Origin of the sequence: Thermomonas carbonis, assembly GCF_014396975.1 — a bacterium.
Lineage (GTDB): Bacteria > Pseudomonadota > Gammaproteobacteria > Xanthomonadales > Xanthomonadaceae > Thermomonas > Thermomonas carbonis.
Genome location: NZ_CP060719.1, coordinates 3,020,512 through 3,033,000, shown reverse-complemented (window position 1 = coordinate 3,033,000; position 12,489 = coordinate 3,020,512). Strand labels below are relative to the sequence as shown.

Below are 12,489 nucleotides of genomic sequence, written 5' to 3'. Positions count from 1 at the left end.
GGTCGCGGGCGTTGGATTGACGATGGCGCCCGGCATCGTTGGCTTGCTGGGGCCGAACGGTGCCGGCAAGTCGACCCTGATGCGGGTGCTGTCCACGTTGGCCAAGCCGACCAGCGGGCGCGTGCTCTGGCGCGGCGAGGACATCGTCCGCAGGCCGGATGCGTTGCGGGGCGAACTGGGCTACCTGCCGCAGGACTTCGGCGTGTACGAGGCGCTGTCGGCACGCGAGTTCCTGGTCTTCCTGGCGGCGGTGAAAGGCTTGCCGTCACCCGGCGTGGCGGCACGGGTGGATGAGTGCCTGGAGATGGTCGGGCTGGACGATGTCGCGGATCGACGTCTGGGCGGCTATTCGGGTGGCATGCGCCAGCGCGTCGGCATCGCCCAGGCGCTGCTCAACGACCCCAAGCTGCTGATCGTCGACGAACCCACGGTCGGCCTCGATCCCGAGGAACGCGTGCGCTTCCGTCACCTGCTCGCGGAGCTGGCCGGCGAGCGCCTGGTCATCCTGTCGACGCACATCGTCTCCGACATCGAAGCCAGCGCCAGCACCTTGGCGGTCATGAGTGGCGGGCGCCTGCGCTTCCACGGCACCCCCGAAGCCCTGATGGCCGAGGCCGACGGCCATGTCTGGCAATGGACGGTCGCCGCGGAGCAACTGGCCGAGGCGCGCACGCGCCTGCGCATCAGCCGCGCACAACGCCGCGCGCACGGGGTGGAAGTGCGCGTGGTGGGCGAGGAGCCGCCAGCCAGCGATGCCGTGCCGGTCGCACCGGATCTGGAAGACGCCTACCTGTGGCTGCTGCATCGCAACGGCACACCGCCGTGAACGCGATGCGTGCCGTCATCGCGTTGCTGGTCGCGGACCTGCGCCAACGCCTGCGCACGCCGCGCTTCTGGCTGCTGATCGCCGGGCTGGCCGGGTTGATGTGGTGGTGCTTTCCCGCGGTCGACCGAGATTACCTCACGGTATCGGTGGGCGAGGGCATGCGCGGGCGCTATTCCAGCGCATGGATCGGGATGGTCGCGGCGCTGATCTACAGTTCCACGCTGTCGCTGGCCGGGTTCTACCTGGTGCGCGGCACCGTGGTGCGCGACCTGGAAACGCGCACGTGGCAATTGCTGGTGGCGACCACGATGAGCCGCGGCGGCTACCTGCTGGCCAAATGGCTGAGCCACATGGTGGTGTTCGGACTGCTGGTCGGCGCGGGACTGGCGGTAGGTTTGGTCGCGCAAGTCTTGCGCGCCGAAGACTTGCGCATCGACCTGGTGGAACTGGTCAAGCCGGTGCTGGTGCTGACCCTGCCGTCGCTGGCGCTCACCGCCGCGTTCGCGATCTGGTTCGACCTGGTTCCGTGGCTGCGGCGCAGCGCCGGCAACGTGGTGTTCTTCGTGGTGTGGGTGATGTTGTTGTCGTTCGGTGTGTCGCAGGCGGAGCAGGCACCAGGCGCGCAATTGCCATGGCCGGGCGATCCGCACGGCCTGCTGGTGGCGGAATACGACCTGTCGCATGCATGGCCGATGGTGGATGCCGGCAAGGAACTTGGCCTGAGCATCGGCAAGCAGGCGCTGGAGGGCAAGGCACCGGTGTTGCTGGACTGGACGCAGTGGGCGATCACCTCGGCGACGATGCAGGCACGCAGCGCCTGGCTGGGCTTGGCATTGCTGCTGCTGGCGCTGGCGATTCCCGTGCTGGATCGCTGCGCGGCCCATGTCGGCAGCCCCGGGAAAGCGCATGGCGATGGTGCGCGCTTGCGCTGGCTGGACGCGGTGCTGTCGCCGTTGCAGCGCAGTCGCTTCGGCGCGCTGCTGGCGGCAGAGCTACGGCTGGTCCTGCGTCCGCGCAAGGCGTGGTGGTGGCTGGCGATACTGACAGCGATGGGCGTGCAGGCGTTCGCGCCCGACAAGGCCGTTGCGGTCGCGATCATCGCGGCCTGGATACTTGGGATGGATGTGTTCGCGCGGCTGGTCCTGCGTGAGCATGAGACGCACACCGCAGCACTCGTGTTCACTGCGCCGCGCATGCGTGCCCGGATGCTGTGGGTGCGCACGATCGTGGTCGTCGGCATGGCGTGGATCGTCACGCTGCCCGGCGTGTTGCGCTTGGCTGCCGTGCATCCGCAGGCCGCGCTGGCGACGCTGGCCACCGGCATTTCGCTGGCGCTGTGGGGCATGGCGACCGGCGTGCTGTTCCGCAACGGCCGCATGTTCGAGCTGGTGGTGCTCGCCGCGGCCTATGTCGGCGTGCAGGGTGGCTTGCTGCTCAATGTGGTCATCGCGCCGATGACGACCCTGCAGTGGCACCTGCTGGGACTGCCGCTGGCGCTGGCGATCCTCGCGCTCGGCTGGCGCAGGCTGGAGGCGCGCTGACTAGAAGCGCTCGCCCACCGGCAGGTAGCGCCACGCGCCCACCGGCATCTTCGCCAGCGGGACCTTGCCGATGCGCAGGCGGCGGATCGCCACCACCTCCAGTCCGACCTGCTTGCACATGTCGCGCAATTGCCCGCCTTGCACGCCTTTCAGGGCGAAACGCAGGCGGATCTCGTTCTGCCAGCTGACCTTGCACGGCGGCAGCGCGCGACCGTTGTAGTGCAGGCCATGGTTGAGCTTGCGCAGGCCGTACGGGCCGATCTCGCCGCTGACTTCGACCAGGAACTCCTGTTCGATCTCGTCGCCATCCTCGGTCAGCCGGCGCCAGACACGGCCGTCCTGGGTCAGCACCATCAGGCCGCTGGCTTCGGCATCGAGTGGCACCAATGGGGTCAGGCGATGGAAATGCCGTTCCAGCAGGCGCACGCCGGAGGGATCCTCGGCCCAGCGGGTCTCCGGCTGCACGAGTCCCGCCGCGGCCTTGCGGCCGCTGATGGTGTCGTAGCCGACCGGCTTGTGCAGCAGGATCGTGGCCGGCTCGACCGCTTCAAGCTGCGCGGCGGGATCGATGGTGACGGTTTGGGTCGTCACCGGATGCGCCGGGTCCTCGATCACGCGACCGTTCACGGACACCCAGCCGCCCTTGATGTATTGCTCGGCCTCGATGCGCGAGCATCGGGCGAGTTCGGACACCTGTTTCGCCAGTCGAACGGGGGGGTGAACCGGGTCGGACATGCAGCGGCACCGCGGGATTCGGGACAGGCAGTGTAGCGATCAGGCACTCTGTCGCCCCGGATTTCGGGTTGGCGCGCATTCCGGCGCTGTCCCCGCACCACTTTTTCCCTTCGAGATGCCATGAAAACCCCTACGGGCCTGCAGCCCCTCATCGACGACGGCGTGATCGACGCCGTGATGCGACCGCTGAAAAGCGGCAAGGAAGCCGCCGTCTACGTGGTCCGCGCCGGCGACGAGATCCGCTGCGCCAAGGTTTACAAGGACATGGCCCAGCGCAGTTTCCAGCAGCGCGTGCAATACCAGGAAGGCCGCAAGGTGCGCGGCAGCCGCGAGGCGCGGGCGATCGGCAAGGCCAGCAAGTACGGGCGCAAGCAGCAGGAAACCGCGTGGAAGAACACCGAGGTCGAGGCGCTGTACGCGCTGCGCGATGCCGGCGTGCGCGTGCCGGAGCCTTACGGCTATTTCCACGGCGTGCTGGTGATGGAGCTGGTGGTCGATGCCGATGGCCATTCCGCGCCGCGCCTGGGCGAGGTGGAGCTGTCGGCGTTGCAGGCACGCGGGTTCCATCGTTTCCTCATCCACCAGGTGCAGAAGATGCTGTGCATCGGCCTGATCCACGGCGACCTGTCCGAGTACAACGTGCTGGTGGCGCCAGATGGCCCGGTGCTGATCGATTTCCCGCAGGTGGTCAGCGCTGCCGGCAACAACGCCGCGCGCACGATGCTGCTGCGCGACGTCAACAACCTCACCGCCAGCCTCGGCGCGTGGGCACCCGAGTTGCTCGACACCTGGTATGGCGAGGAAATGTGGGCGCTGTTCGAAGCCGGCGAGTTGCGGCCGGACAGCGAGTTGACCGGTGTATTCGTGCATGACGAATCGTCGATCGACCTCGATGGCGTGCGCCACGCCATCAACGATGCGCGCGAAGAAGCGCTGATCCGCCAGCAGGGCCGCGAGGCTGCCGAAGAGATGGATTAACCGGGGGCGACGGCGGTTCGTCCTCCCGTTGGTGCTGTTGATCCCGCGCGACGATGTCGCGGCGGTCGCGCGGTCAACGTTGCTGGCATGGCCCCGTTCCAGCTGGTTCCCGATGCCAGCCAAGGAAACCAGTCCCATGTCCCGATTCGCCTCGTTGCACGTGGCCATTCTTGCGATAGCCCTTTTCTTCGCTCCGCAGGCGCTGGCGCAGGTGCAAGATCAGCTCGCGGATGCAACACCCGCGCGCATATCGGATCGCCTGCTGCAGGCATTGGCGGAAGCAAATGGTGTCCCCGGCATGGGCGCGTCGGTGGTGCGCGATGGTGAAATCGTGTGGACGGGGAGTGTTGGCCATCGCGACCTGGAAAGGCGGCTGCGCGTCGACCGGCACACCCGCTTCCGCCTGGCCAGCGTGTCCAAGGTGATCGCCGCCACGGCGGCGGCGAAGTTGCAGGAACAAGGTGCACTGGACCTGGACGCACCGGTGCAATCCACCTTGCCCTGGCTGCAGGCTGGCTGGGCACCGATCACCCCGCGCCAACTCGCCGCGCACATCTCCGGCATGCCGCATTACCAGGCGATCGACGAGGCGCGCGGCGGCGTGCACTACGCATCGGTACGCGACGCGGTGGATCTGCTCCGCGATCGCCAGCTGCTGTCGCCACCGGGCACGCGTTACCACTATTCCTCCTGGGGCTATTCCTTGCTGAGCGCGGTGGTCGAGGCCGGCGCCGACATGTCGTTCCTCCATTACCTGGCGCGCGACGTGGTGCCCGGGCTGGCGATCGGTGCGGATGCCACCGATGGTGCCGACCCTGATGCCTCACGCGCCTACGAATTCGTCGATGGACAGGTGCGCCGGGCAGCGCCGCACGATTACAGCTACACATGGGCGGGCGGCGGCCTGGCGGGGACGCCGGAAGCGCTGGCGCAGTTCGGTGCGCGGGTGCTGGCGGGCACGGTGGTCGCGCCCGACACGTTGCGATGGATGTTGCAGGCGACGACGCTGGCCGATGGTACCCCGGTGCGTGATCGCGATTACGCGGTGGGCTTCGGTTGGCGGGTCTCGCACGACCCGGACGGCGCGCGCATCGTCCACCACGCGGGCGTCACCAATGGTGCGCGCAGTGCGCTGGTCCTGTGGCCGGAGTACGGGCTGTCTGCGAGCCTGCTGTCGAATGCGCTCTGGGTTTCGTCGATCGAGCAGACCACGATGATGCTGGCGGTGCCTTTCCAGCTGGCCGATGCACTGGCATCCGCCTCGGCGGCAGTCGCATGCCCGCTCCGGGCCATGCGATATCAGGGCGACTTCGACGGCAAGCCGTTGTCCGGCGACGTGCGTTTCGTGCACGAAGATGGACTGTGCGTGGGCATGCTGTCGGTGCCGGAGGGGCCATTCGCGACATGGGTGAACGCAGGGCCGCAACGCGATGTCGGGCAACTGACTCTGGTCGGGTTTGATCCGGGGGGCGGACTTGGCCGCGCGGCCTTGGTCACGCCACTGGGCCTCTACGATCTGCGCTTGGGCAACGGCGACTTGGGGCATGTCGCCCGATTGGGCGCAACCAGCACATTGACCCTGCGGTGGCAGTGACCGCCGCGGAGTAGGCGTATCAGCCGCGAATTGCTGCCTCGATCGCGGCGATATCGATCTTGCGCATCGTCATCATCGCCTCGAACACGCGCAGGGCGACCTCGGGATCGGGGTCGACGAGGGCATCGGTCAGCACGCGCGGGGTGATCTGCCACGACAGGCCCCACTTGTCCTTGCACCAGCCGCATTCGCTTTCCTGCCCGCCGTTGCCGACGATCGCGTTCCAGTAGCGGTCGGTCTGTTGCTGGTCGTCGGTGGCGACCTGGAACGAGAACGCCTCGCTGTGCTTGAAAGTGGGTCCACCGTTGAGGCCAAGGCAGGCAATGCCCAGCACACTGAATTCCACGGTGAGCACGTCGCCCTGCTTGCCGGACGGGAAGTCGGACGGCGCGCGCATGATCCGGCCCACCGCGCTGTCGCGGAAGGTGGCGGCGTAGAACGTCGCGGCGGCGAGTGCATCGTGGTCGTACCAGAGGCAGATCGTGTTGTTCGGGGTCATGGCATTGCTCCTGCGGCAGAAACGCGATCGAGCCCGGTCACGCTGGGGGTTTGCCGGTATGACGAACGGGTGTGGTGGAAATCGACAGTGAATCCGTTCGTGGCCCTGATGATCGCCCGTCCTGACGAGCGTGTTCGATGCTGGCGCTTAAACCATCGGCGGCCCGGCATCATCCCACCAGAGCGGCATCGCGCCGCGTGGGGAACGATCACCATGACGCAGCGCATCTTCACCGCCGTGCTGGCAGCCTTGTTGCTGGCCGCTTCGGGCCTTGCGAAAGCGACCCCGCAGCGTCAATGGCTGGGCGAATTCCGCTTGAACGGACAGGCCACCGCACTGATCCTGCATGAGCCGGTGGCAATACAGGCCGGCATGGTCGAACCCTCAAGCGGCGGCCCCAGCGTCGACTTGCCGGCGCTGGGCGCACGCGGCGTGCCGGTCAACGGATTCGCACGCGATGCAGGCGGCCTGCGCTTCCAGTTCGAGGGGCCGCCGGGCCGTTTCGTGTTTTCCGGTCGCGAGGCAGCCGGGCAGGTCAGCGGCACGGTGGTGCAGGGCGATGCCAGCGGCACCTTCACCCTGGTCGCATCGATGCCGATGACGCAGGCGTTCGGTGATGCTCTCGCCGGCAGTTACGAGGTCGCGCCGGGTCGGGTGATCGAGATCGGCTGGATGGATGAACTCGGTGGGCCGGTGTTTCTCGATCACGGAACCCGGCGCACGGGTCCGTTGCATGCGCTGTCGTCGACGCGGCTGGTTGCCGGCCCGTCGATCGGCGTGCCGTATCCGTTCGAAGTCGAGGCGTACCTGCAGCGCGACGCGGCCGGCGCGATCACCGGCCTGCAATGGCGCGAGCAGGACCTGGTCGTCGAGGCGCGCCGCATCGCCCCGCATCGCGTCGAAGCGGTGACCGTGCGCAATGGCGACGTCGCGCTCAAGGGCAGCCTGATGCTGCCGACCACGCCCGGCCCGCATCCGGCGATCGTGCTCGCCCATGGGTCGGGTGACGCGACCCGCAACGTCGGCGCGTGGAACCTGCATTTCCTGCGCCTGGGCATGGCCGTGTTGTCGCTGGACAAGCGCGGTGCCGGTGCATCGACCGGCGACTGGCATGCGTCGAGCCTGGACGACATCGCCGGTGACTGGTTGGGGGGCGTCGCGATGTTGAAAGCGCGTACCGACATCGACCCGAAGCGGATCGGCGTGCACGGTTCCAGCCAGGGTGGCTGGACGGCGTCGTTGATGGCCGCGCGTTCCACCGACATCGGCTTCGTCATCGTCCGTGCGGGCTCGGGCGTGACCCTGCGCGACACCATGCTGCACGAGGTCGGCTGGGCCGTGCGCGAGGCCGGCCTGGACGATGCCGCGGCGCGCGAGGCCGAAGCCGCTTCCGCGGCGATGTTCGAGCTGTCGGTGCGCGGCGCTCCCTGGAATGATTTCGTCGCGGTGGCCGACGCACATCGTGGCAAGCCTTGGTTCGACCATGCCTGGCCGATGCACATGAGCGAGGACGGCTGGGGCCGGCCATGGGTGGCGAAGAACGCGGTGTATCGGGCGACCGACAGCCTGCGCCGCACCCGCGTGCCGGTGCTGTGGTTCCTCGGCGACCTCGACCACAACGTGCCGGCAGAGGCCAGCGATCGCGCGTTGAACGCAGCATTGGCGGACGCGAAGCATCCGGACTACCGCATCGTGCGGCTGCCGAACACCGGACACGCATTTACTGCGACGACTACCGGCAACAATCGCGATCTCGCCAGCGACAGTCACATGGTCGCGGGGTACTGGGACGTGATGGATGCGTGGCTGCGCGCCCGCGGATTCGCGCGCTGAGCAATTCGGCGACACGGTCGCGCGCATTGTTGGCGCGGGTCGTGGTTGCTAGGCTGGCATCGACTCGGCATCGACAGGCGGCAGCATGGATCGGCGGCAATTCCTCGGAACAACGGCATTGGCCGCAACCTTGTTGCCGCTGTCCGGCACCGCACGTGCGGTAACAGCGGCACCAACGCGCGTGCTGCCGGTGCCGCTGGCGAAAGGCGACACCGTCGGCCTGGTGAGTCCGTCATCGGCCACCGACGACAGCCTGAACCTGCAACTCGCGCGCGAGGCGATGGAGGCACTCGGCTTCAAGGTCAAGACTGGCGCGCACTACGATGCGCGTCGTGGTCACCTGGCCGGCACCGACGCCGAGCGCGCGGGCGACCTCAATGCGATGTTCGCCGACAAGGCGGTCAAGGCGATCGTCTGCACGCGTGGTGGTTCGGGCGCGGCGCGGCTGTTGCCGCTGCTGGATTACGCCACCATCCGCCGCAATCCCAAGGTGTTGCTGGGCTATTCGGACATCACCGCGCTGCACTGCGCGATCCAGGCGAAGACCGGGCTGGTGACCTTCCATGGACCGATCGGATCGGGCAGCTGGAATCCGTTCAACGTCGACCAGTTCAAGCGCGTGCTGCTGGATCGCGAACTGATCGAGTACCGCAACAAGATCGAGGCCGGCGACGAGTTGGTGCCGCGTCGCAACCGCACCATCACCATCCACGGCGGCAAGGCGCGCGGCGAGTTGCTGGGCGGCAACCTCACGGTGCTGACCGCGCTGGCCGGTTCGCCGTACTTGCCGGATTTCAGCGGCAAGATCCTGTTCATCGAAGATGTGTCCGAAGCGCCGTATCGCGTCGACCGCATGTTCAGCACGCTGAAGCTGATGGGCGCGCTGGACCAGGTCGCGGGGGTGATTTTCGGCGAATGCAGCGACTGCAATCCCGGCGATGGCTACGGCTCGCTGACGCTGGAGCAGATCCTCGACGACTACCTGCTGCCGCTGAAAATCCCGGCGTATCGCGGCGCGATGATCGGCCACCTGCGCGAGCAGTTCATCGTGCCGGTGGGCGGCAAGGTCGAACTGGATGCCGACGCCGGCACATTCCGCTTGCTGGAGCCGGTGTTCCGGACTTGACTCGCCGCTGAGGCGGCTGTCGTGGCGGCAATGCACGATTCCAGATTCCGTTTCGCCAAACGCGCAGTGCGCAAGGGACAGGTCGCATGAGTGATCCGGCAAGGCCAGACGCGACATCCGCGACAGGTACGATCACGCGCTTTGCGAACGGCTGGTGGCCCCGCCTGCGCTGGTTCCTCGCGGAATTCCTCGTAATCGTGGCCGGTGTGCTGGTCGCGCTGGCGGTCAACGCCTGGTGGCAGGGACGTCAGGAGCGACAGGTGGAGATCGCCTATCTGCAGCAACTGCATGTGGATCTGCAGGCTTCCAGTCAGACATTGGCCGACACGCATGCCTTGATCGAGGGGATGACCAGGGCATCGGCATCGGTACTGCATCAGTTCTGGCGCCCAGGCCAACGCAGTGACGGCGACCTGCGCAAACTGATGGCGGAACCGTTGCGGAGTCGGCGTGTGCTGCCGGTGTTGGGGACGGCGCGATCGCTGATCGCTTCCGGCGACCTGCGCCTCATCCAGTCCACATCGCTGCGCAGCGCAATCCCGCGCTATGTGGATGCGATGGATGCCTACGTCAGCGATGTCGCCCGTTACGACGAAACGTATTACCAGCCGGGCGTGCGCGATGTCGCCGAGCTCTTCGATGGCAGCGCGCTGGTCGCAGGCGCCGACCTTCCCCGGGATCGTGATTACTCGACATATTCGCGTCCCGATTCCACCGCGCAGCCGCCATTCCCGGTCGACCTGCAGATGCTGCTGAAGGACGAAGCGGTCTACCGTGCGTACTCGAAGCTGCTGATCGGGCATCGCGGGCAGGCGAATCAGTATCGCGCCATGCAAAAGGCGACGGCGGAATTGCAGGCGGAAGTCACCGCGGCACTGGCCAGCCTGCAACGCTGACCGGATGTATTGCCGATTGTACGGCCGGCGGAAGTTATCGCATCCAGCCCGGATCAGGCGTGCTGTAGCATCCGGCGCATGCCGAGCAAGCCCGTCGATCCCGCCAGCCTGCCGCCGTGGAAGCGCAAGTCGCCGCCGGGCAAGTCGCGTCCGCTCAGCGCATTGCAGGTCGATGCCGCACGCGAACGCGCCGTGCAGGCCGGCCGGCGTTATCCCAACCTGGTCGACAACATGTGGGCCGCGCGGCATGTGCCGCGTGGCGATGCCGACCCGACGCAAGCGCTCGACGACGAGGCATGATGATGTCCGCGCTCGCGCCGGGCTTGCGTGATTCCTGCGGTCCGAATGTCCACGGTGATTTCCGATGCTGATCGTGTCCTTTCCGCGTCGCATGCATGCGCTCGCCTGTTGCCTGCTGCTCGCCCTGGCGGCCTGCAAGCCGCAGCAATCCACGCCTGTCGCCGATGTCGCTGCCGCCACGCCGGCGGCGCTGCCCGTCGCCACGCAACCGGCGGAAGACCAGGCATGGCCGGCACCCGACAAGGTCGAACGCGATGGTCCGGATGCGGAACTGATGGTGCAGATCGGCGACCTCGACAATTTCGGCTTCGGATTCCCCAAGGATTTCGATCCGTTCACCGGCAAGTCCACGCCGCCGCATGCGTTTCCGTTCCAGCCAGGTGACAAGGATGCGCGCGGCACTGACCGGATCATGGTGGTGAGTGGCCACAAGGCCGCCGGTGGCGACGGCTACACCGGAACCACCGAACGCCCCGGCAACCTGCCGCAATCGTTGCGGGTGGTGTTCGAGCTGGGCGACATCAAGGTCGCCGGCGCGGCCCTGCAACTGTTCGTGGATGACTTCCAGGCCCCGGTCTGGGGCACGCGCTATCAGGCGCGGATCAACGGCGTGGAGGTGCCGCTGCTGGCGACCACGCTCAATGCGCTCGACCAGACCGGGCCGATCGGCAAGCTGATCACCGTGCAACTGCTGCCGGAGCAATTGGCGTTGCTGCGCGACGGCAAGCTGGAGGTCGCCATCGACGATCCTGCAAACGATGTCGCCGACGGCTTCGCCTTCGACTTCGCCCGCCTGCTGATCAACCCGAAGCCGTGGCGCCATGCCGGCACGATTCATGGCATCGCGGTCGACAAGGCCAGCGGCGAGCCGCTTGCAGGGGTGCTGGTCTCGACCGGCAATACCCGGCAGGCGACGACATCGGCCGATGGCGGTTTCCTGCTGGAGGGCGTGCCGGCGGGGCTGGCGGTGGTGTCCGGCAGCCATCCCGATTACCAGGCGGACACCGAAGCGGCCGATCTGGTTTCCGGCGAGCGCATCGATGTTCGGCTGGAACTGGAACCGTCGGCAAAGACCGGCGAAAGCCTGGGCGAGCAACTCGACAAGCAGGGCAAGGTCGATCTGTATGGCATCTATTTCGACACCGACAAGGCGGTCCTGAAGGACGAATCGACCGCGGTATTGGAACAGGTGCTGGCCTTGCTCGAAGCGCGGTCGCACTTGCAGTTGATCGTCGGCGGCCACACCGATGCCGAAGGCGGCGACACGCATAACCAGGCGCTGTCCGCGCGCCGCGCCGAGGCCGTCGTGGCGTGGCTGGTCGAACGTGGCGTGGATACCGCGCGCCTGCGTGCCGAAGGCCACGGCGAAGCGCGGCCGGTCGCGAACAACGACAGCGGCGAAGGCCGCGCACTCAATCGTCGCGTCGAACTCCGCGATGCGAGTGAACCGGTTGCTGCCAGTCGCTGAGCAACGTCAGTGGTTGCGCAGCGACACCGGCTTGCCGGGCAGCGTCCAGCCGCGCAGCTTGCTGATCGCCAGCACGCCGAAGTAGAGCAGGCCGAACGCGACCACGGTATGCGGCTTGTCCACCCATTCTCCGCTTCCGGGCAGGTCGGCAGCGGCCACTACGGTGCTGGTCAGCCCGAGCCGCGGCAGCGGCAGCAGCATCGTGATGAACACGCCGCCCAGGTAGGCCAGCACGCTGATGCCCCATTCCGACCGCAGCCGCTCGGCCTTGTCCGCATCCGCCAGCGGTTGCCAGGCCAGTGCCAGCTTGCCGGCCACCAGCCAGGCAAAGGCCAGCAGCGGCCACCACGCCTCGAAGCTCCAAGACCATGCAGCAATGAACAGCAGGTAGAAGCCGGCGAACAGCAGGATCGGCTTCCATCGTCGGCGGGTGTTCCCGGGATTCGTCATCGCCATGCTGCCCAGGAAGCCGGTGGCATGCACCAGGATGAATTCCACCAGCATCATCAGCAGGCCGGTACGCAGCGCGTCCGCCCAGAGCCAGTGCGGCACCAGCCACAGCAGCAGGAAGAAGCCGGCGGTGATCGCGTCGGGCGCGGCCACCACCCAGCGCGCGATGCGCTCGGCGGGCGGCAATGCGGCGGGTGCCTCGGGCATGTTCATCGCAGCAGGATAGCCGCAGCGCTGCCGTCA

Annotated in this window: 11 protein-coding genes and 1 pseudogene; 9 read left to right on the top strand and 3 right to left on the bottom strand. The window is 67.3% G+C overall.

Features of this window, described 5'->3' with window-relative positions:
- Positions 1-16: 16 nt before the first annotated feature.
- Positions 17-826: pseudogene (locus H9L16_RS14080) on the top strand (ABC transporter ATP-binding protein); the annotation flags it as partial.
- Positions 823-2,367, top strand: a complete 1,545-nt coding sequence (locus H9L16_RS14075) for an ABC transporter permease (protein ID WP_187552280.1) — start codon at positions 823-825, stop codon at positions 2,365-2,367. The pseudogene H9L16_RS14080 and the gene H9L16_RS14075, both read left to right, overlap by 4 nt.
- On the opposite strand, the gene H9L16_RS14070 is transcribed toward H9L16_RS14075, so the two are convergent.
- Positions 2,368-3,102 carry an rRNA pseudouridine synthase gene (locus H9L16_RS14070; RefSeq protein WP_187552279.1) on the bottom strand — a complete coding sequence of 245 codons (735 nt, stop codon included), beginning with the start codon at positions 3,100-3,102 and terminating at the stop codon, positions 2,368-2,370.
- A 120-nt stretch (positions 3,103-3,222) separates the two neighbouring features.
- On the opposite strand from H9L16_RS14070, the gene H9L16_RS14065 reads away from it, so the two are divergent.
- The gene (locus H9L16_RS14065) at positions 3,223-4,080 is read left to right on the top strand and encodes a PA4780 family RIO1-like protein kinase (RefSeq protein WP_187552278.1); all 858 of its coding nucleotides are present in this window, start codon (positions 3,223-3,225) and stop codon (positions 4,078-4,080) included.
- Positions 4,081-4,216: 136 nt separating this feature from the next.
- Complete coding sequence (locus H9L16_RS14060) at positions 4,217-5,674, top strand: serine hydrolase domain-containing protein (protein ID WP_187552277.1); 1,458 nt, start codon at positions 4,217-4,219, stop codon at positions 5,672-5,674.
- 19 nt (positions 5,675-5,693) lie between these two features.
- Here the strand turns inward: H9L16_RS14060 and H9L16_RS14055 are convergent, their stop codons facing one another.
- Positions 5,694-6,173, bottom strand: coding sequence for a VOC family protein (locus H9L16_RS14055; RefSeq protein WP_187552276.1), 480 nt, complete (start codon positions 6,171-6,173; stop codon positions 5,694-5,696).
- A gap of 213 nt (positions 6,174-6,386) precedes the next feature.
- On the opposite strand from H9L16_RS14055, the gene H9L16_RS14050 reads away from it, so the two are divergent.
- The 5 genes from H9L16_RS14050 to H9L16_RS14030 all read left to right on the top strand — a co-directional run bounded on the left by H9L16_RS14050 (position 6,387) and on the right by H9L16_RS14030 (position 11,796).
- Entirely contained in the window at positions 6,387-8,006 is a 1,620-nt protein-coding gene (locus H9L16_RS14050) for an alpha/beta hydrolase family protein (protein WP_187552275.1), read from the top strand.
- An 85-nt stretch (positions 8,007-8,091) separates the two neighbouring features.
- Positions 8,092-9,132 (top strand): S66 peptidase family protein, encoded by a 1,041-nt coding sequence (locus tag H9L16_RS14045; protein WP_187552274.1) that lies wholly within the window; start codon positions 8,092-8,094, stop codon positions 9,130-9,132.
- Positions 9,133-9,218: 86 nt separating this feature from the next.
- Positions 9,219-10,028 (top strand): hypothetical protein, encoded by an 810-nt coding sequence (locus tag H9L16_RS14040; RefSeq protein ID WP_187552273.1) that lies wholly within the window; start codon positions 9,219-9,221, stop codon positions 10,026-10,028.
- A 78-nt stretch (positions 10,029-10,106) separates the two neighbouring features.
- Complete coding sequence (locus tag H9L16_RS14035) at positions 10,107-10,328, top strand: hypothetical protein (protein ID WP_187552272.1); 222 nt, start codon at positions 10,107-10,109, stop codon at positions 10,326-10,328.
- 64 nt (positions 10,329-10,392) lie between these two features.
- Positions 10,393-11,796 (top strand): OmpA family protein, encoded by a 1,404-nt coding sequence (locus tag H9L16_RS14030; RefSeq protein WP_187552271.1) that lies wholly within the window; start codon positions 10,393-10,395, stop codon positions 11,794-11,796.
- Between the two features lie 6 nt (positions 11,797-11,802).
- Here H9L16_RS14030 and H9L16_RS14025 read toward each other — a convergent pair whose 3' ends face one another.
- Complete coding sequence (locus H9L16_RS14025) at positions 11,803-12,459, bottom strand: hypothetical protein (RefSeq protein WP_187552270.1); 657 nt, start codon at positions 12,457-12,459, stop codon at positions 11,803-11,805.
- Positions 12,460-12,489: the final 30 nt, after the last annotated feature.

Excerpts from the sequence above, each read along its gene's own strand:
- H9L16_RS14025 (WP_187552270.1), bottom strand. The coding sequence starts at position 12,459 with ATGAACATGCCCGAGGCACCCGCCGCATTGCCGCCCGCCGAGCGCATC.
- H9L16_RS14060 (WP_187552277.1), top strand. The coding sequence starts at position 4,217 with ATGTCCCGATTCGCCTCGTTGCACGTGGCCATTCTTGCGATAGCCCTT.
- H9L16_RS14045 (WP_187552274.1), top strand. The coding sequence starts at position 8,092 with ATGGATCGGCGGCAATTCCTCGGAACAACGGCATTGGCCGCAACCTTG.
- H9L16_RS14050 (WP_187552275.1), top strand. The coding sequence starts at position 6,387 with ATGACGCAGCGCATCTTCACCGCCGTGCTGGCAGCCTTGTTGCTGGCC.
- H9L16_RS14070 (WP_187552279.1), bottom strand. The coding sequence starts at position 3,102 with ATGTCCGACCCGGTTCACCCCCCCGTTCGACTGGCGAAACAGGTGTCC.
- H9L16_RS14040 (WP_187552273.1), top strand. The coding sequence starts at position 9,219 with ATGAGTGATCCGGCAAGGCCAGACGCGACATCCGCGACAGGTACGATC.
- H9L16_RS14030 (WP_187552271.1), top strand. The coding sequence starts at position 10,393 with ATGCTGATCGTGTCCTTTCCGCGTCGCATGCATGCGCTCGCCTGTTGC.
- H9L16_RS14065 (WP_187552278.1), top strand. The coding sequence starts at position 3,223 with ATGAAAACCCCTACGGGCCTGCAGCCCCTCATCGACGACGGCGTGATC.
- H9L16_RS14055 (WP_187552276.1), bottom strand. The coding sequence starts at position 6,173 with ATGACCCCGAACAACACGATCTGCCTCTGGTACGACCACGATGCACTC.
- H9L16_RS14035 (WP_187552272.1), top strand. The coding sequence starts at position 10,107 with ATGCCGAGCAAGCCCGTCGATCCCGCCAGCCTGCCGCCGTGGAAGCGC.